This window comes from Halotia branconii CENA392 (assembly GCF_029953635.1).
Lineage (GTDB): Bacteria > Cyanobacteriota > Cyanobacteriia > Cyanobacteriales > Nostocaceae > Halotia > Halotia branconii.
Genome location: NZ_CP124543.1, coordinates 392301 through 411897, shown reverse-complemented (window position 1 = coordinate 411897; position 19597 = coordinate 392301). Strand labels below are relative to the sequence as shown.

At 39.5% G+C, this 19597-nt stretch carries 17 protein-coding genes; 8 read left to right on the top strand and 9 right to left on the bottom strand.

Annotation, left to right across the window (positions count from 1 at the left end; all coding sequences use genetic code 11):
• Positions 1-174 precede the first annotated feature (174 nt).
• Positions 175-1476: a hypothetical protein gene (locus tag QI031_RS01815; protein ID WP_281483530.1), complete on the top strand. Its 1302-nt coding sequence runs from the start codon at positions 175-177 to the stop codon at positions 1474-1476.
• A gap of 28 nt (positions 1477-1504) precedes the next feature.
• Here the strand turns inward: QI031_RS01815 and QI031_RS01810 are convergent, their stop codons facing one another.
• The gene (locus QI031_RS01810; RefSeq protein ID WP_281483529.1) at positions 1505-2323 is read right to left on the bottom strand and encodes a sulfurtransferase; all 819 of its coding nucleotides are present in this window, start codon (positions 2321-2323) and stop codon (positions 1505-1507) included.
• A gap of 25 nt (positions 2324-2348) precedes the next feature.
• Between QI031_RS01810 and QI031_RS01805 the strand changes: the two genes are divergently transcribed.
• Positions 2349-3248 (top strand): tRNA (5-methylaminomethyl-2-thiouridine)(34)-methyltransferase MnmD, encoded by a 900-nt coding sequence (locus QI031_RS01805; RefSeq protein ID WP_281483528.1) that lies wholly within the window; start codon positions 2349-2351, stop codon positions 3246-3248.
• A gap of 113 nt (positions 3249-3361) precedes the next feature.
• Here QI031_RS01805 and QI031_RS01800 read toward each other — a convergent pair whose 3' ends face one another.
• The gene (locus tag QI031_RS01800; RefSeq protein WP_281483527.1) at positions 3362-3517 is read right to left on the bottom strand and encodes a hypothetical protein; all 156 of its coding nucleotides are present in this window, start codon (positions 3515-3517) and stop codon (positions 3362-3364) included.
• A gap of 634 nt (positions 3518-4151) precedes the next feature.
• Between QI031_RS01800 and QI031_RS01795 the strand changes: the two genes are divergently transcribed.
• Both QI031_RS01795 and glmU read left to right on the top strand, forming a co-directional pair.
• The gene (locus QI031_RS01795) at positions 4152-5384 is read left to right on the top strand and encodes a two-component system response regulator (RefSeq protein WP_281483526.1); all 1233 of its coding nucleotides are present in this window, start codon (positions 4152-4154) and stop codon (positions 5382-5384) included.
• Positions 5385-5517: 133 nt separating this feature from the next.
• Entirely contained in the window at positions 5518-6870 is a 1353-nt protein-coding gene (glmU, locus tag QI031_RS01790; protein ID WP_281483525.1) for a bifunctional UDP-N-acetylglucosamine diphosphorylase/glucosamine-1-phosphate N-acetyltransferase GlmU, read from the top strand.
• 63 nt (positions 6871-6933) lie between these two features.
• On the opposite strand, the gene QI031_RS01785 is transcribed toward glmU, so the two are convergent.
• Together QI031_RS01785 and QI031_RS01780 are read right to left on the bottom strand one after the other, a co-directional pair.
• Positions 6934-7890: an isoaspartyl peptidase/L-asparaginase gene (locus tag QI031_RS01785; RefSeq protein WP_281483524.1), complete on the bottom strand. Its 957-nt coding sequence runs from the start codon at positions 7888-7890 to the stop codon at positions 6934-6936.
• Positions 7891-7981: 91 nt separating this feature from the next.
• Entirely contained in the window at positions 7982-8137 is a 156-nt protein-coding gene (locus QI031_RS01780; RefSeq protein ID WP_281483523.1) for a DUF2256 domain-containing protein, read from the bottom strand.
• A 707-nt stretch (positions 8138-8844) separates the two neighbouring features.
• Between QI031_RS01780 and QI031_RS01770 the strand changes: the two genes are divergently transcribed.
• Entirely contained in the window at positions 8845-9519 is a 675-nt protein-coding gene (locus QI031_RS01770; protein WP_281483522.1) for a carbonic anhydrase, read from the top strand.
• Positions 9520-9687: 168 nt separating this feature from the next.
• On the opposite strand, the gene QI031_RS01765 is transcribed toward QI031_RS01770, so the two are convergent.
• Together QI031_RS01765 and QI031_RS01760 are read right to left on the bottom strand one after the other, a co-directional pair.
• Positions 9688-10308 (bottom strand): hypothetical protein, encoded by a 621-nt coding sequence (locus QI031_RS01765; RefSeq protein ID WP_281483521.1) that lies wholly within the window; start codon positions 10306-10308, stop codon positions 9688-9690.
• A complete protein-coding gene (locus QI031_RS01760; protein WP_281483520.1) occupies positions 10308-10940 on the bottom strand; it encodes a ParA family protein in 633 nt (210 codons plus the stop codon). The genes QI031_RS01765 and QI031_RS01760 overlap by 1 nt, the downstream gene beginning before the upstream one ends.
• A gap of 110 nt (positions 10941-11050) precedes the next feature.
• Here QI031_RS01760 and QI031_RS01755 point away from each other — a divergent pair, with 110 nt between their 5' ends.
• The 3 genes from QI031_RS01755 to QI031_RS01745 all read left to right on the top strand — a co-directional run bounded on the left by QI031_RS01755 (position 11051) and on the right by QI031_RS01745 (position 17428).
• The gene (locus tag QI031_RS01755) at positions 11051-12430 is read left to right on the top strand and encodes a cytochrome P450 (RefSeq protein WP_281483519.1); all 1380 of its coding nucleotides are present in this window, start codon (positions 11051-11053) and stop codon (positions 12428-12430) included.
• 123 nt (positions 12431-12553) lie between these two features.
• Positions 12554-12850, top strand: coding sequence for a hypothetical protein (locus QI031_RS01750; protein ID WP_281483518.1), 297 nt, complete (start codon positions 12554-12556; stop codon positions 12848-12850).
• A 1062-nt stretch (positions 12851-13912) separates the two neighbouring features.
• Positions 13913-17428: a WD40 domain-containing protein gene (locus tag QI031_RS01745; RefSeq protein WP_281483517.1), complete on the top strand. Its 3516-nt coding sequence runs from the start codon at positions 13913-13915 to the stop codon at positions 17426-17428.
• Positions 17429-17704: 276 nt separating this feature from the next.
• Here the strand turns inward: QI031_RS01745 and QI031_RS01740 are convergent, their stop codons facing one another.
• From QI031_RS01740 to QI031_RS01730, 3 genes are all read right to left on the bottom strand, one after another.
• Positions 17705-17905, bottom strand: coding sequence for a hypothetical protein (locus tag QI031_RS01740; RefSeq protein ID WP_281483516.1), 201 nt, complete (start codon positions 17903-17905; stop codon positions 17705-17707).
• A 118-nt stretch (positions 17906-18023) separates the two neighbouring features.
• On the bottom strand, positions 18024-18857 hold the full coding sequence (locus tag QI031_RS01735; protein ID WP_281483515.1) for a hypothetical protein: 834 nt from the start codon (positions 18855-18857) through the stop codon (positions 18024-18026).
• A 268-nt stretch (positions 18858-19125) separates the two neighbouring features.
• Positions 19126-19308: a CopG family transcriptional regulator gene (locus tag QI031_RS01730; RefSeq protein WP_281483514.1), complete on the bottom strand. Its 183-nt coding sequence runs from the start codon at positions 19306-19308 to the stop codon at positions 19126-19128.
• Positions 19309-19597: the final 289 nt, after the last annotated feature.

Below are 19597 nucleotides of genomic sequence, written 5' to 3'. Positions count from 1 at the left end.
TCAATTTTATGAATAACAAAATTTAATAATTATAATTTTTTGTATAATAAAGTATATAGATAAGTGTTTATTTCCTATTTTTATAATGATTAGATACATTGAGGAACAAGTCTAATAGAAGTTTTATATTAGTTATTCAAACTTCTATGTACATCTTGTTGGTCTTATCTAAAAATGCAAACCAAGGGTTGGAAAAATTTGTTGTTGGCAATTTTGTTAATCTTTAGTGGTGCAGATATATTTTGTATCAGGTTAAATGCTGCTTGGGCTACCAGTTTAGATGAGTGGGATTCTCAAAAAAAGTTAACATCAACAAAATATTTGACAAGAACACAGCAGGATAAGCACAAGCCAATTAATTTGCGATCGCAGCAGTTCTATTTATTAGATTTAGCATACACAGAACAAATACAATTACATGTGACACTGCCAAAATCATTAGTTGCCCAATCTAATCCAACACCCTCAAATCCTGAACCTCAAGCGAATGATGCGCCGCAGTTAGAAACGCAGCCAAGCAATTTTCCTCAATCTTTACCGCCCATAGAACCATTATTAGATGAATCTCAGACAGATTATACTGAAAGGCTAGAGAGGCTTATACAACGGCTGCAAACGAAAAAACAGCCAAACCCTAAAGCAAATGTTCTTCCAGAACTGGGGTTGAGAGTGCAGCAAATACCCATACCACAAACGCCACTGGAACAATTACCCTTACCACCAATAGAAGAAACTGTAGCTAAGTTTAAACCTATAGGTTTTCTCAAGGCTCGTATAGGCTATTTTCATACAAGTAATATTTTTTCCTCAAATATTGATCCTATAGAAGACGGCTTAATTTTTTCTGGATTAAGTTTAGCTTCTGCATATTATCCCCTGGGAGCTAACACTTATTTAAATGGATCAATTGATGGTAACTTGATTCGTTATATAGATCAATCAAAATATAATTACAACCAAGTCAAATTTAATTTAGGGATTTATCGACAGTTATCGCCGCGACTGTATGGGGAAATCGGTTGGAGTAATCAGCAGTTGTTTTATGCTAAGGATAGCGATCGCTTTGAAGCTGGCGATCGATTTTTGGGCGAAAATTCTTTGCATCTGTCTTTGGGAAGACGAGACTCACTGACTGAAAATCTAAAGCTAGATAGCTTTTATACATTCAGCGTCAGTTTTGCCGAGCCAAATAACCGAAATCGCATCATCAACTCTTTGTGGGTTTCTTTAGACTACTACTTGCAAAAACCTCTACGGCTTGGTTTGGACTACCAATTTAATTTGTCAGACTTTACACAGCGTCAACGAGATGATAATTATCATCGATTATTTGGACACTTAAATTATCAAATATCTGAATCAAGCAATATAAATTTGCAGAGTGGCATTTCTTTTGGAGATTCTACAGATAATAGCATTGATTTTGATGGTTGGTTTTTCAGTATCAATTACAATTTAGAATTAGGAAGGTTTTGAAATTGGTCAAGAGCAAAAAGACTTGTAATTAATAGCTAATCCAGTCGCTCCAGCTACCAGCATAAAGTTTGCCTGTACGAATGCCAGCTAGTTCTAAAGAAAGTAAATTTACACAAGCAGTCACTCCAGAACCACAATAAACTAAAATTTCCTCTGCATTTGCTAACTTTTCCCATCGCTGGTTTTGCTCTGTTGGAGAAAGTAATTGTCCTGAAGAGTTTGTAACTTCCAGCCAAGGATAGTTAACAGCACCAGGAATATGGCCGGCGATTTGATCAATTGGCTCTCGTTCACCTCGATAGCGATCGCTTTCTCTAGAGTCTACTAAAACTACCTGTGGTAAATCTTTACGATTTTTAACAATCTCGATATCAACTAACAGTTCTGGGTTAATTTGAGGGACAAAGGTGGCTTTTTGGGGTTGAGGAATGTTGCTGGTAATTGGATATCCAACTTTTTGCCATTCGGTAAAACCTCCATTCAGCACTGCAACTTGCTCGTGTCCTAGATAGCGCAATAACCACCAAAGACGAGATGCAAAGGCAAAGCGAGAGTCGTCATAGGCTACAACCAAAGTTTTTTGAAAATTCACTCCAATTGTTGCTAATTTGTTAGTTAAATCATTAATGTTAGGTAAAGGATGTCTACCACCATGCTTACCTACAGGACTGGAAAGATCCTGATTTAAATCTAAATAATAAGAATTTTTAATATGGCTTGTTTGGTATTGTTGTTGTCCTAGTTGTGGATTGGCTAAAGAAAAACGACAATCAACAATGACGACTTGTGGATCATTGAGGTGTTCAAAAAGCCACGCTGGCGAAACAACAAATGAATTGTTAGTCATTAGCTATTATCAATTTATTTACAAAATGTCAGACTTGAATAACTTTCAACCTCAGCTAACAGCAGATGGTTCCTTTACCTTCGTTTCCCAAGAGTTTGGTGAATTATTTCACAGCCATTTTGGAGCTAAGCAAGAAAGTTTTTTGAAGTTTGTTGCTCCAACTCAACTGGCTACATCTGCCCACAAACCAGTTTTACGATTATTAGATATTTGTTATGGTCTAGGATACAACACAGCAGCGGCCTTACAGACTATTTGGACAGTTAATCCTAGTTGTAATGTTGAATTAATTGGTTTAGAACTCAATCCATCTGTACCACAAGCTGCGATCGCTCATCACTTATTTGACAATTGGAACTATGATCACACCGCAATTTTGACTCAATTGGCATTTGAGCAACAAGTGCAAACAGACCGCCTCAAGGCAAAACTACTAATTGGTGATGCCAGAACCTCAATAAAGCTAGTGCATCAATTGGGCTTTCAAGCAGATGCAATTTTTTTAGATCCCTTTTCACCGCCTCAGTGTCCTCAATTGTGGACTGTGGAATTTATCAAGCAAGTTTCACTGTGTTTAGACATTGATGGTATTATGGCGACTTATTCTTGTGCTGCTGCTGTACGTGTAGCACTTTTGGCAGCTGAGTTACAGATAGGTTCTACTCCACCTCTGGGAAGGCGAACCCCTGGCACTGTAGCTAAAAAAGACAAAGGATCAATATCCTATTCATTACTTTTTTCTGCTTTATCTTTAGAAGAAGAGGAACATTTGCGAACTCGTGCTGCAATTCCCTACCGCGATCCACAGTTACTCGATACTGCCGATGCGATTATAATGCGGCGAAGACAAGAACAACAGGCTTGTTCACTAGAGCCAACTTCCCGGTGGCGAAAACGATGGTTGTTAAACCAAGGAGAATATTAACGTCCGGTGTCAGTAGTCAGTGGTCAGTAGCAAAAACAACTAACTACTGACTGAAGAAGTAGAGGAGCAGCACTTCGGCTACTTAGACTTACTTAGACTGCGCTCTTCTCCTGTCAAAGACGCTGCGCGCTAAGCGTAGCTATGCCGTAGGCTTTACGGCTTGCTTCGGCTGCACTCAGGCTAAACTCAGCAAACAACGCCCAGTGACCGGGAGCAGGTGAGCCAGCCCGCAGAAAGTTGTTCCAACAAAGAGGAGCCAGCGCGGTCATGGGGGTTTCCATGCCACTTGCGGGACTCGGGGGGAACCCCCGCAACGCAGTGGCTCCCCAGGAGCGACTGGCGTTGGACTGGCGAACCCGAAGGGGGGCAGGGGTAGAAAGAGAAATTCCCCTGGCAAAAAAAAGGGGTTTCACAGAGAATTGGTATGAGATGGGGAATTTTGTAATTATAGTTACAAAATATAGTCTTAGTGTTTACAGCTACACAAAATTGCGTATATTTTTTGAGTATGATGATTTACATAAATTATGAAAACAAAATACGTAGCTTAATAAATTTGGTATAAAAAAATTAAATTTAAACTCATCTACTTTGATCTAAATTAAACCATTACAGCATTTTATGGCGCTATTATATTGGTAAATCTCAGTAAAAAACCTGATTTAACATTTGCGCGGATTCATCATACTGGAATGATAAGCAGAAAAACCTAACTACAAGATTATTGTAGTAATATACTCAGTATTATCGTAAGATCCCAAAAATATGATGTCTGTTATTTAAGCAAGCAGTCTTATGTAGTTCATACAGCTTGCAGTTATAACTAAAAGAAATATGATCAAACATTAAACTTGTTTTTGCAGTCAAACACTGTTAACTTCTCTAAAAGATTGGGGTGCCTTTGTGATTCAATGGAGTTCCAAGAGTACAGACTCTACTGAGCAAAATATTAGTGAGTCAAACCGCCTAAGCGCAGCCAATAGTATCAGTTCCAATAATGCCTTAGGATGGCAAAATTTAGAAGGTTATTCCTTGGGCTTACCTAAAGAAGACTTTTTAGTTGAACAGAAACATTCAGAGACTTCTTGGATAAAGCCTAAGATTAATTCTGGTTATGATTCATTAAACTCTAGAAGTCTACAAGCCAAAGGTTCTACAGTGAACGGCTCTGATTTAGAACTGCCGAAAGTTTTAGTAGTTGATGATCATACTGCTAGTCGAATGACTGCCGTTGCCCTCTTGTCTATGGAAGGATACGAAGTTATTGAGGCCGATTGCGGTGTGACAGCAGTTGAACTAGTTAGACAAAAACAACCGGATCTCATTTTGCTAGATGTGATGATGCCGGGAATGGATGGTTTTGAGGTATGCCAATTGCTCAAGCAAGATGAGCATACTAGATTAATTCCAGTAATATTTATTACAGCCTTAAATGACAGGCGATCGCGAATTAGAGGAATTGAAGTCGGAGCAGATGATTTTCTTACCAAACCTTTTGACCGTGTAGAACTAGCAGCGCGTGTTAAATCTTTAGTGCGGCAGAAGCGTTTGAATGAAGATTTAGACCACACAGAACAAGTATTGTTTTCCGTGGCTAGAGCCATCGAAAGCCGTGATCCCAATACTGGCGATCACTGTGAACGGCTGGTACAACTAGGACAAATTTTTGGTGAATATTTAAATTTATCACGCCACCAAATTCGAGATTTGATGTGGGGTGGTTATCTTCACGATATTGGCAAAGTAGGTATTCCTGACGATGTACTATTAAAAACAGGTAAACTTACCCCCGAAGATTGGCAAATAATGAGACGGCATGTCGTCATCGGAGAAAAAATTTGTCAACCATTACGCAGTATGCGGGGTGTAGTGCCAATCATCCGCCATCATCACGAGCGCTGGGATGGCTCAGGCTACCCCGATGGACTTAAGGGAGAAGATATACCCTACTTAGCACAAGTATTTCAGATGATTGATATTTATGATGCCTTAACAAGCGAACGACCTTATAAAAGAGCTTTCACTACACAAGAAGCACTATCTGTAATGCTAGAAGAAACTAATTTAGGTTGGCGCAATCCCCAACTCATACAGCAGTTTCTCAAATTTATCCAGTTTTACGAGGATAAAGATTGAAGAACAAAGAGCTAAAATTTTGACTTTATACTTCATCTTTCATTCTTCACCCTTCATTAGCTGGTATGATTTGAGCCTAAATCTGAAAATATTAAGCGCGAAAGCGTAGTTCACTGACAGCTAATGGCTAATTATGGTAGTTGTAGCAATTCTAGCAGCGGGACGCGGCACACGGATGAAATCACACTTGCCCAAAGTGTTACATTCATTAGGTGGGCGATCGCTAGTAGAAAGAGTTCTTGAAAGTGTAGAACCGCTTTCGCCTTCACGACGAATGGCAATTGTGGGATATCAAGCCCAAGAAGTGAAAACAGCTATGCAGTCAATCCCTAATTTAGAGTTTGTAGAACAAACTGTACAACTGGGAACAGGTCACGCTATACAGCAATTACTTCCCCACCTTGAAGGCTACACAGGAGATTTGCTGATCCTCAATGGTGATGTACCTTTGTTACGTACTCAAACCCTGCAACAGTTATTAAAAACTCACCAGGAAAATCACAACTCTGCCACTATTCTCACCGCACATCTTGGCGAACCCAAAGGCTATGGGCGAGTTTTTTGTGATGGTGAAAATGTTGTGCAACAAATTGTTGAAGAAAAAGATTGTACTGCTACTCAAAGACAAAATCGTCGCATTAACGCTGGGGTTTACTGCTTTCGTTGGCAAGATTTAGCAAAGATATTACCCCACTTAGAGGCAAACAATGCCCAAAAAGAATATTACTTGACGGATGCTGTCACTCAAGTTGGCAAAGTGACAGCAGTGGATGTAGAAGATGATCAAGAAATTTTGGGTATTAACGATCGCCTACAATTGGCCACAGCCTACGAAATTTTGCAACGACGAGTCAAGGAAAAATGGATGGTGGCTGGTGTCACCTTAATAGATCCTAATAGCATTACGATTGATGACACTGTAGAACTACAAACAGATGTGATTATTGAACCCCAAACTCATCTGCGAGGAAACACCACAATTCAAACAGGCAGCCGCATCGGCCCTGGAACTTTAATCGAAAATAGTCAGTTGGGTGAGAATGTTACAGTGCAGTATTCTGTAGTAACAGATAGTACGATACAGGCGGGAAGCCGAATTGGCCCTTATGCTCATTTACGTGGTCAAGCACAAGTAGGTGCTAAATGCCGTGTGGGTAACTTTGTAGAATTGAAAAACACTCACTTAGGCGATCGCACAAACGTAGCCCATTTATCGTATTTGGGCGATACCACCACAGGTAATAAAGTCAATATTGGTGCAGGTACAATTACTGCCAACTATGACGGCGTAAATAAACATCCTACTAAAATAGGCGATCGTACTAAAACGGGTTCTAATAGTGTTTTAGTAGCTCCAGTAACTTTGGGAGATGATGTTTATGTCGCCGCGGGTTCAACTGTTACAGAAGATGTCCCTAATGATTCTTTGGTAGTTGCCCGTGCGCGTCAGGTAGTTAAACCAGGTTGGCGTAAGAAGCAGGAATAAAAAATGTCTATAGGGGCATGGGGCATGGGAGAATTAACATCACACCCTACGCTCTGTTTTGGGTTATTCAATGCAGCCGATGTCTGTTTCGATTGGCAATTCTAATGTGTCACCAAGTTTTTCGCCGTTGTGATAGGCGGCGAGTAAGATTTCGCTGGTTTTACCCCAGGCGATCGCTCCGTTGGCATCTAAGGCGATCGCTCCAAAATCTCGCTGATTTTTGTCTGCTTCGGCAAATGAGCGTTGCATGGCATCTTTGAGAGACATACCATCGGTAACGCGTACTACAATCCGTGGTGCTAAACACTCATCGATGATATCTTCTCCAATACCAGTACAACTAACAGCCGCTTGGCTAGTGGCATAATTCCCTGCTGGCATTGCCGAATCGCTCACTCGTCCAATACGCTCAAAACCTTTGCCGCCAGTAGAAGTACCAGTAGCTAACCTGCCATAGGCATCTAAAGCTACTACACCAATAGTTCCGCGTCCAGCATTGCTACTTTCTACTAGTTCGGGTTCTGCTACCACGCCAGCCATTGTACTTTTAAAATTATCGTGACGTTCTTGCATCCATTCTTGTAACCGCAACTCAGTTAAACCGTTGTAGCTGGGAACTTGTAATTCTCGCGCTAGTTCAGCCGCACCATAATCTGACAGTACGCGATCAGGCGAATTTTGTAAAAATTGCACTAATTCTATGGGATTTTTTACCCGCGACACATTAATTACGCCACTAAAGCGCCTTGATGTCCCATCCATCAAGGAAGCACTCATGCGAATTTGACCATCAGATTGCAACACTGAACCAGTACCAGCATTAAAGCGAGGATCATCTTCCAACATTTGACACCCTTGTACCACTGCTACAGAGGCAGTTGCCCCTGACAATAAAAGAGCATAGATTTCTTCTACTACTGTATAGAGCGATTGGCGCACCGCCTCCAATCCTCCTTTGCCGTGGAGAGAACTACCTGCTCCTCCATGAATAATCAATTTAGGTTGCACCTGTAACTTCATTTATCCTTTGCGCTATTTGCGTCTCAGTTGCGGTTAGTATCACTAATACTTAGAGATCAGGTAATTTTTAATCTCTAGTCCCCAATTTACGTTAAGTTTCCGCTTCAGAACGGTGACGGCGGCAACGTTCTGAGCAGTATTTTACTTCGTCCCAGCAATCTTGCCATTTTTTACGCCAAGTGAAAGGACGTTGACATACCGGACAGATTTTTGTTGGCAAGTCAGATTTAGAACGAGCGCGTCCCATATAAATACGTTGCAGATGAGAAGTTGATTGCTAAAAGGGATGGAAAACAATTATAACCAGTTTGCTACGAAGGAAGGATACTTTTAGGAAATAAATATGTTGTCAATCTCTGTAAACCTATTTCTCTGAATGCTTACATTAAAAGATAGGATTTTGGTCTGTTAAGAGTAAGCTGTTAAACTTTTGATTTGTACATTGAGGCAAGCAGGGAAGCAGAGTGCAGGGAGCAGGAAAGAAGGATTAATGGGTTTTTCTCCAAAATCAAAAATATGTAAGTTAAATGTGGAACAGCTTAATGTCAGCTTTTTTTGGCTGTGTTATGTGGTGACACTTCTTACATAGCAGTACCCGCAGCGAATCCAAGTTTATATATTTACATAGCCCTAGCACTAACTTTTCCTTAATACCTATTCTCAAAAAGTTTGGAGGAGTATGTATTGTCTCTGATGCCAAATGTATTGCACATTAAATAAGATTGATAGAACTAATTTTATATAATTAAGCCTCATTGTTTTCTTTCGACACTAGTACAGTTCGGCAAAAATAAACCACCCATTCCAAATCAATGAAAAGCTTATGCTGTGTTCATCTTTAATTTTTAATTTTTAATTCCGCCTTGCGGTATTAAGAGTTGATGTGCGGAAAACTTAGTAAAGTATAGGTTTATTTGAAAATTAAATATGTTCTTACTTACCAATAACTAAACTATGCCAATTAAACGTATAATAGAAGGCCTCAATGAATTTCATGATAATTATTTTAGTATACATCGCGAGTTATTTGAACAACTGTCTCACGGTCAAAACCCGGAAGTATTATTCATAACTTGCTCAGACTCGCGTATTGATCCATGTTTAATTACTCAAAGTCCGCCAGGAGAATTATTTGTGATCCGTAATGTGGGAAATATAATTCCTGCCTATGGAACGTTGAATAGTGGTGAAGGAGCAGGTATTGAATATTCTATTCAAACTTTAGGTATAAAAGAGGTTGTCGTTTGCGGTCATTCTCATTGTGGAGCAATGAAAGGGCTTTTACAAATAGGTAATCTTGCTCAACAAATGCCTTTAGTTTATGACTGGTTAAGACATTACGGTGAACCTACTCGCCGCCTTGTTTTAGACAACTATAAGGATTATTCTAGTGACAAACTCTTAAAAATTGCCATTGAACAAAATGTATTAACCCAAATAGAAAATCTAGAAACATATCCAATCATTCGTTCTAGATTACATAGTGGTCAACTCACTCTTCATGCCTGGATTTATGAAATAGAAACTGGTGAAGTATTCGCTTATGATGCGAGTGTTGGTAAATTTAAAATCTTGGAAAATCGCCCTTTTCCTGTACCTAATCTTTTGATTCGATTACCATCAGAGTGACTTAAATTATTATTAGTAACTAATATTTTTTTACTTTCATCAGTTACGTGAAATTATAGTGTTTTCTCATTAATGATTGAGAGTTGTCATATTCACTGAGTTGATATTTGTTGCGATCGCAGGATTCATCAGCTCATAAACCACTGAATCCTACAATCTTTAACTTTTTTAATCGTACAACCAAGTATTGTTGTCGAAATCCTCATGGTCATTAGTATCTATTGGCCGTTGTGGCATTTTTTCCGGCGGTACGTATGATTTTCTGTAATTATCAGGCGCTATGTGTGATTTTCTATAGCCAAGTGGGTCGTATTTTTCTTTGACTTGGATTGCAGATTGTTTTTCTTGTGGTTTTACTAAAGATTTATTTTCTGTTGCTTTTTTTACAGCTTTTTGTTCTTCTATTAATTTGGAATTAGCTTCTGCAAGTTGCAATGCTGTTTTTTTCGTTTCATTAAGTTCTTTTGTAAGCCGTTCTGCTGATTTTTCTTGTTCAGATAAAGCTGCTTGTAAATCAGTAATTTTTTTCTGAGAAGTTTTTTCCTTTTTCTGTGACTGTTCGAGAGTTTCTTTTAATTCTTTGATGATGACTTCTAAATCAGCCTTAGTCGGATTAGTACGTCTGGTAGAAGTTGATTCTGTTGTCTCAGTTGATGGTGTTTCTGCTGTTGAAGTATTTTCTTCCACAACTTTCTCTGCTTTAACTTCAATAGCTGATTCGTCTTCAGTAGGTGTTACTTTTTGTGCTTCTTCTTGGATTAAGTCTGAAAGACTTTGTTTCTTAACCATTATTTTCTCCAATCACGCTGTAATTCGTTAGCCACGCTGCGGTAGTCTGATGCTGCTTCCCAAGCATTCTTTCCTCGCCATTCACTAATCGCTACACCCTCCAGGGCTGCTCGTTCGTGAGCTTTATAGGCACGGATGAAAGCTTTGCAAGCAGGGATTCCTAGCTGCTGGAGAGTGTTTTGTGCTTCTAATGCTTCGCCTACACTCCGCATATCGACTTTAGTGAGTAGTACCCGATGGGGAACTCCTACAGGGATGACGGTTTTTTTTACTGTTTCGACAAGGACAGCTAAATCCATTGGTGCTGGAGGTGTAGGCAAAACTAGATAGTCTGCGATCGCTACTACTGTTGCTAATGCTTCAGAGTGCAGCGCCGGAGGCGTATCCACCACTACTAAATCGTAACCTTTTATTTTTCGTAAATGACCTAAAAGTTGCGGATTAGTTTCTTGGGATAGGTCAAATCCCATATCATTTTGATTCCGCCCAACCCACCAACTGGCGGAACCTTGAATATCTGCATCAACGAGAAGAACCTTGTGCTTTGTCCCAAACTGTGCAGCCAAATTGACTGAGGTAGTCGTTTTGCCGACTCCTCCTTTACCGTTAAGGATAGCGATGATTTTTGGCACTGCTTACTTCCGATGCTGCCATACATGAATATACCGCTTTGTGCGACCCCCAAGCGCAAAAAAATCCGTAAAAATGAAATTCACCAGCCATGAAGCCCAACAAAAAACCTATGACAGTAACTACAAATCTCCCTGATGGGCCAGATATGCCGCGCTTTCTGCGGTTGATCAAGTTTATTACTCAGCCAGTAAAATACCTGGAAGATTTTGCTCAAGTTTATGGTGACAACTTTGCCATTTTGGGACGCGATGATAAACATCTTGTGTACTTCAGTCATCCCAAAGCTTTAGAGGAGATTTTTGCTGCTGATGCTACTCACTTCGAGACAGGCAGAGGCAACGGAATTTTGAGGTTTTTGCTTGGTGATAGTTCTTTAATTTTATTAGATGGCGATCGCCATCAACGTCAACGAAACTTATTAACCCCTCCTTTTCATGGCGAAAGAATGCGGGCTTACGGTGAAACTATTCGCGAAATCACCCAGCAGGTAAGCAATGAATGGAATATTGGTAAACCCTTTAATATCCGAGATTCAATGCAAGAAATTACCTTACGGGTGATCTTAAGAGTAGTGTTTGGTGTATATAATGGTTCACGGTTTCAAGAACTGCGCCAATTACTAACTTCTTTACTCGATTTTATGGGTACGCCCTTAATATCTACCGCCTTCTTTTTTAACTTCATGCAAAAAGATTTTGGTGCATGGAGTCCTTGGGGGCGGATAGTGATGTTATTGCAAAAAATTGATCAACTGATTTATGCTTTGATTCAAGAACGTCGCGCTGAATCACAACAAAATCGCCAAGATATTCTCAGTTTATTAATCTCGGCTCGTTATGAAGATGGACAACCAATGTCGGATCAAGAATTGCGCGATGAATTGATGACAATGTTGGTTGCAGGACATGAAACTACTTCCTCCGCGTTAACTTGGGCTTTTTACTGGATTGACCAATTACCAGAAGTAGGAGAGAAATTGTTAAGAGAAATAAATACCCTTGGTATCAACCCGGAACCGAGTCATATTGCAAGACTGCCTTATTTAACAGCAGTTTGCCAAGAAACATTGCGGATATATCCAATAGTAATTAGTGGTTTTTTGAGAATTGTCAAATCGCCTATTGAAATTATGGGCTACCAATTGTCAAAGGGAACAGTAATAGTCCCCAGTATTTATTTAGCGCACCATCGCGAAGCTGTTTACCCACAGCCCAAACAGTTTAAACCAGAACGCTTTTTAGAAAGGCAATTTTCTCCTTATGAATATTTACCTTTTGGTGGTGGAAATCGCCGCTGTATCGGTTTAGCATTTGCCCAGTATGAAATGAAGATTGCTTTAGCTACAATTTTGTCCCAGTTTCAAGTATCTCTGGTTCATAAACGCCCGGTACGTCCTGTGCGTCGTGGTTTAACTTTAGCTGCACCAGCCGGAATGCAAATGGTGGCAACACCACAAATCCAACTGGCAAGTACACCTGTTGTAGTTTAAGCTCATCCCACCTCTAAAAGGGGATGGGATTTCGTGTCAGTGGTCAGTAGCAAAAACAACTAACCACTGACTACTGACACCGGACTTGAAGTTGCAGTCCCTAAATCGATTAAAATATCTGGTATGAGAGCCAGAATTGAAAATGAAGTGCTTTTTATCAATCATGAAGACTTGCCGGAGTTCAAAAAAGGCGGTTCGGTAGTTAGGAACTCTTATTTCTGGGCATTACGTTCAATTGCTGGTAGAGCCTCGCGTTATCGTGATTGGGAATATGAGCCAGAAGTTTGGTTAGCACTTTCGCGAATGCTGTTGTCTTTTGCTGAATCTGGGTATTTGGGTTATAAAGAAACTTTGTTAGAATTTCCCTTATCTCAAGGGGAAATTCCAGCTAGACTGCGAGATGTATCAACCTGGGAGTAAAATAATATACATTTTACTAAAAAATATTTATCTTGCGAAGTATTGACAAAAGATACACTCAAGGTAGACTATCGCAATCATAAACATAATATTTGCCGAAACTACTAGATTGGTAAACTATTAACTATCTATTTCAAAATGAAATATTACATATAGGAATCCGATTTGATTCCTAAATCACTGGTGGAGGTAGGGAACAGAAAATAAAGCGAAAAGTCAAGCCAGTCTAGTGGGCGGCTTTGCCGACTTAAGAGAACTGGCGCTGCGCGTCTCGGTTTCCAGGCACAGAACTTTTCAAGACAATATACTGGGTTTTTTTCAAAAATCAAATACTATAGCAATCCGATTTGATTAATGAACATATTTGCCTAGAGAGGGAACAGGGAGCAGGGAACGGGGAACACTTCGGCTACGCGGTAGTTGAGCGCAGTCGAAACTCAGTGCATCGCAGTAAAAAAGGGATTTAGGGGTGTACTGAGTTTTTTCTCCAAATCAAATATGAGTCCTATAGTCCCAATATCATCATTAAGTAAACGATCGCAATTTAGCAATTACAGACTATGTAACAGCAACTAAAACAAACTATATAATGACTAGGTGTTAATAAAGACAAATATATAGCAGTTCTCAATTACATGATGTACACTCTAGCCTCTAATCTTTGATATCAAAGAGATGTAACTCTCTCAGACAATAAGCGCCATAGCAAGATTTCATCAAACTCGCCATCAACAAACCTCCTCAAACAGTTAAAGCTGAAGGATGGTTTAGAAACACTTTGTCTATTTAGAATTGAGGTAATTAAAATTACGAAAATAATTGTAGTCAATGACTTACTGACAAAATCAATAGTAATTTTGATGTTATTACTTACTATTTATCTATATACAAAGAACATATTAGAAAGATAATTGAAGCTGCACTTAGATATTGGGAGTAAACAGAATGAAAAAACTGTAGGCTAAATATTATTAGCTCAAATTAACGATCAAGTCGTGATTCATGTGTTTGCAAAGCACACTGAATCAAAGTTAAGTTATTATTATTACTACATTTTTATACATGACTTTACAAAATTGGAGACGCAAGCGTGGTGTTACACTTACTACCAAAGGTTTACAAAAAATTCAACAGGCGAAGTTGAAGTCAGAAGCCAAAGATAATTTTGGTAACAGGTACACTCTTGAAGAAATGAGCGCCCGTTCTGGATTGTACACCGGTACAATCTCGAAAGTGTTGAATCGTGAAGGAGGGGTTGATAAACAAACTATTGAGAAGCTTTTTTCAGCTTTTAACTTAAAAATAGATAAAAATGACTATTTAAGTTCAACTAATCGCCTAGATTGGGGAGAAGCTATTTTTACACCTAGTTTTTATGGACGTATAGAAGAACTTGCCACATTAGAGGGATGGATTCTTAATGAGCAATGCCGATTAGTAGCTCTATTAGGTATAGGAGGTGTTGGTAAAACGGCTCTGTCGATTAAATTTGCTCAACAAGTTAAAGATAACTTTGAATATATTATCTGGCGATCGCTACGAGAAGCACCACCCATCCAAACTATTTTAACTAACCTAATTCAATTTCTATCTGATGAACAGGAAACTGAAAGTAACTTACCAGAAAGCTTAAGTGATAGAATATCGCGCCTTCTGCACTATTTACGAAATCACCGCTGTTTAGTGATATTGGATAATGCAGAATCAATTCTACGCAGTGGTAGTCGAGCCGGAATTTATCGAGAAGGATATGAAGAGTATGGAGAGTTCTTCAGAAGGTTAGGAGAAGCAACTCATCCCAGCTGCCTAATGCTAACTAGTCGCGAAAAACCTAAAGAAGTAGCATTATTGGAAGGAGAAGCACCTGTTCGCTCATTACTTTTGAATGGCTTGAAAGTTTTAGAAGCACAGGAAATCTTAAAATTTAAAGGATTATCAGCAGCAGAAAATGAATGGAAAGCAATGATTGAACGCTATGCGGGTAATCCTTTAGCTTTAAAAATAGTTGCAACGACAATTAAAGACGTGTTTGCTGGTAATGTAACTGAGTTTTTGCAACAAAATACTATTGTTTTTGGAGATATTCGTGATCTTTTAGATCAACAATTTCAGCGCTTATCAGATTTAGAAAAAGAAATAATGTATTGGCTAGCAATTAATTGTGAACCAGTTTCGCTATCAGAGTTACAAGACGATATTTTATCACCAGTACCACTACAAAAAATATTGGAGGCTCTAGAATCTTTAGTAAGGCGATCGCTAGTCGAAAAAAGTGCAGCAACGTTCACCTTACAACCTGTAGTCATGGAATATGTAACTCAGGTATTGATAGAGCAAATCTGTGAAGAAATTGCAACTGATAATCTTCAGCTTTTTAGATGCCACTCTTTAATCAAAGCCAGTGCGAAAGATTACATTAGAGAAACCCAAATTCGCCTCATCCTCAAACCAGTAATTGATGGGTTGCTGACTGAACTAAGAAGTAAAAAAGGCATCGAAAACAAATTAACTAAAATTTTAGTCAAACTACGTAAAGAATCACCCCTAGAACCAGGGTATACAGGTGGAAATGTTCTTAATTTGCTTTGTCAACTACAAACAGATTTAAGGGGTTATGATTTTTCTGAACTAACAGTTTGGCAAGCAGACTTGCGAAATGTGAAACTGCACGATGTCAATTTTCAAAACTCTGATTTGGCTAAGTCGGTTTTTGTTGAAACCTTTGGTGGTATTGCCTCAGTAGCCTTTAGCCCTAATGGCAAACTTTTGGCTACAGGGGATACCAATGGTGAGATTCGCTTGTACCAAGTTTCAGATTGGAGACAACTTTTAATTTGTAAGGGACATAATAATTGGGTTCCATCACTTGCCTTTAGTCCGGATGGTAGTATGCTTGCTAGCAGTAGTAGTGACCACAGTGTAAAGTTGTGGGATGCTAGTACAGGCCAGTGTCTTCAAACTTTTCAGGGACATAAACACGAGGTGTGGACAGTTACCTTTAGCCCCGATGGTAATACATTACTCAGTGGCAGTAATGACCGCACGATAAGACTCTGGAGTGTTAGCACCGCTGAATGCTTAAGAACTTTCCGAGGACATACAAGTTGGGTAATCTCTGCGGTTTTCCATCCAGATGGTCAGATTATAGTAAGTGGCAGTGATGACGACACAATTAGATTGTGGGATGTTAGCACTGGTGAATGTATAAAAATCTTACAGGGGCATTGTGATGGTATACGATCAATCACTATCAGCTCTGATGGTCAGACCTTAGTAAGTGGTAGTGATGACCAGACAGTGAAGTTATGGGACGTTGGCACTGGTGAATGCATTAAAACTCTACAGGGACATCATGCTGCTGTCTGGTCTGTTGCCATTAGTCCTAAAGACAATATCATTGCTAGTGGCAGTCTTGACCACACAGTGAGGTTATGGAACGTTAGTACTGGACAATGTCTGAAAATTCTTCAGGGACATTCGGGTTGGGTATGTTCTGTCGTCTTTAGTCTGCAAGGGGATCTTCTTGCCAGTGGCGATGAAGACCAAACAGTGAAACTATGGAATATTAGTACTGGTAAATGCCTTAAAACTCTTAGCGGTTATACTAGCCAGTTTTGGTCAGTTGTTTACAGTCCGAATGGTCAGATTTTGGTAAGTGGCAGTCATGACCACACGGTGAGTTTATGGGATGTCAAGACGGGTCAAGCCTTGCAAACTCTCCACGGACATCATGCTGCGGTTCGATCGGTAGCCTTCAGTCCGAAGGGTCAAACATTGGTAAGTGGCAGTGACGATCAAACAGTGAAGTTGTGGGATGTCCATACAGGTAAAGCTTTGCAAACTTTTCAGGGACATAATGCTCTTGTCTGGTCTGTTGCTTACAGTCCAAATGGTCAAATATTAGCTAGTGGCAGTCACGACTGTACGGTGAAGTTGTGGGATGTCCATACTGGTCAAGCTTTGGAAACTTTTCAGGGACATCGCGCAGCGGTTCAGTCAGTTGCCTTTTGTCCTCAAGGGAGAATGCTAGCGAGTGGTGCTTGGGATCAGACAGTTAAGTTGTGGGATATCAGCACTGGTGAGTGCAAAAGAACATTAGAGGGGCATACGAATTGGGTTTGGTCAATTGCTTTTAGCCCTAATGGTGAACTGCTGGCAAGTGCCAGTTATGACGGTACAATCCGGTTGTGGAGTGTTAGCACTGGTGTCTGTATTCAAACTTTCCAAGTTTGTGTAAATGGTATTGTCAAAGCAGTCGTCTTTAGTCAGGACGGTCAGATTTTAGCTAGTAGCAGTCCCGATTACACAGTTAAGTTATGGGATGTTAATACAGGTGAATGCCAAAAAACGTTACATGGACATTCCGCTTGGGTATGGTCAATTGCTTTTAGCCCAGACAATCAAACTCTGGCTAGTAGTGGCGCTGATGAGACGATTCGACTTTGGGATATTAGCACGAGCGATTGCTTGAAAACTTTGAAAGCTAAGAAATTTTATGAAGGAATGAATATTAAGGGGGTTACAGGTTTAACTGCCGCAACCATCGCTACTCTAAAAGGGTTGGGAGCGATTTCTTAATAAAAACGACATTATATAAAAATGCGATGACCATTTTATTACTCTAATATGAAGAGTATAGTAACACTTGTTTAAAATATAGGTTTCAGTAGAGAGGAGATTTTCTCTGCTTGATAAGTCTCCATCCCTCACTATTTAACTATTACGGTATGTGAGTCTAACCAACTTCTAAGCCTTTTGAAACTCTTAATTTACCACAAGTTACAAGAGCAAGGGATATTGACTCATGATTCAAGCCTTATCTATTAAACTGTGCAGATAAGCCAAAATTAAAAACTAGAAATCAGCCATAGGAATGTCGCTTGGTAATCCTTTTGCAAATTCCTCAAACATGATTCTTTCCAACTCAAACTCTGTATCATCCAAAAACTCTAAGCTGCTAACAGAATCATGAAGATTCAAAGATTCCTGCTTGACAGTAGAATTATCAGAAATCGAAGATTGTTGCTCGATAGCTGTGGTTATTGCTGTTATCACTGTCTTTCCCTGAGTAATTGTACTGAATTGTAACTATTAAGACTGTTTTAAACAAGTTGCACTTGGCTATTAGGTGAGTGCTTAAGCATTTGATAATTAAGCTTCACTGTGATTATTTTTAAGTTTTTAGTGGTTTTAACACATTCTCAATCTCTTCATCTGATATATAAGCTTCTTTGGGTGGGCTGAAGCGCAAAAATGCAGCTTGGTAGCAGGCTTTAGCTACGCGCTGACGCTCCTCAAAAGTAAGCCCCGCAATCACTGCAACTGTCTCCTTGACATGTTCTACCTCACTGCTAACAGCACTATGAGCGCGTAGGCAACGAGTAGCTTTGACATCTGGTGGTAGCAGTGCTTCTACACTCTGGATGTAACCCTCTCCTATACATACCCCTAAACGTTCTGCTGTATAGGAATAGCCCACGCAATCAATTGGATCTGAGTCTTCGGCGCTTTGTACAAAGTAATCCAGTAACATCTTGGCAGCGGGAGGAACAAGCGCTTCAACAACAGCTTCAGCTTTATATCCCATAGATTGAATATCCCGTAGGGCGAGTAGGTCGTGACCTGCCTCTTCTTTAGCTTTCTGTCCAGCCCACTGGGCTAAATTCTGACGGTTTGTCAAAGCGAAACGCTCTTGAGCTGACCTCATCAATCGCGGAGTAGAGTGGCACAAATGGTAAAAACCTGCAAGTCGCCATACCCAACGTGTAGGGGTTAAGGCTGGTGGTCTGCGCTCGGTTTTCACTGTGTGCCAAGCATCTACTATTGCAGTATTTAAAAGTTTTCGAGTTTTGGCTAAGGTGTCTGCATCAATTGTATTTAGAGCGAAGGAATCGTCGCTTCCCGCATGTTCGGGTTGATCTAACCGAGTACGATTGGCGGTCTCAACTACTACTTCGTTAGTCAAAATATATACTGATTTAGTATCATTCAAAAATTTATCACACATTTTACACTTTTATGTTTTCTGGCATATTAACTACTACTTTTGCTACCAAGAGATATGGAGATGGATTGCTATAGAATAGCTTTTTATATGAACTGTTATTAAACATCTCCGAAAACAATCAAAGTTTGTGTCTGAGTAAGTTGTGAGGCGCGAGTGTAATGATCGTGAACTAGCTAATACATAGCATATAATATGGCGTTAAGCGCTTAATTTTAGCATAAAGTTTCTTAATGCTGAAATTGAATACTCAATTTTATACAGACATGAGTCAAGTTACGGGTAATTTACAAATTAGTTCCCGAATCACATCTTCTGCGACTTTGCCTGTTTGTTCGCAATATTGCTCTAAACTTTGAACTTCATTTGATGTTAAGTCTATGGCAATTTGTTGAACTGCCTCTTCCTTAGTAACTGGAAAATTAGAAAAATTACGAGTAGCAATCTTATTCATTTCTTTGGAATTGTACTGATTAAGTGTTTACTTTGTATAGATTGCCAATCTATGAACACTTTTACCAGTGAAAATCTTGATTTTAAGACTGAACTTAAGCTTTTTGTTTTTTCTAGGGTGACATAAAGCACTAAACTCTACGAAAAATGTAGTTTGAGAAACAAAAGGCGATCGCTGTTTACATTACTAAACACTAAATGATTATCATAGAGTTTACCATATACATCTAGCACCACACCGCATAAACAAAGTTACTAAGTTGTTAATAATATCTTATTAGCTTGATGAT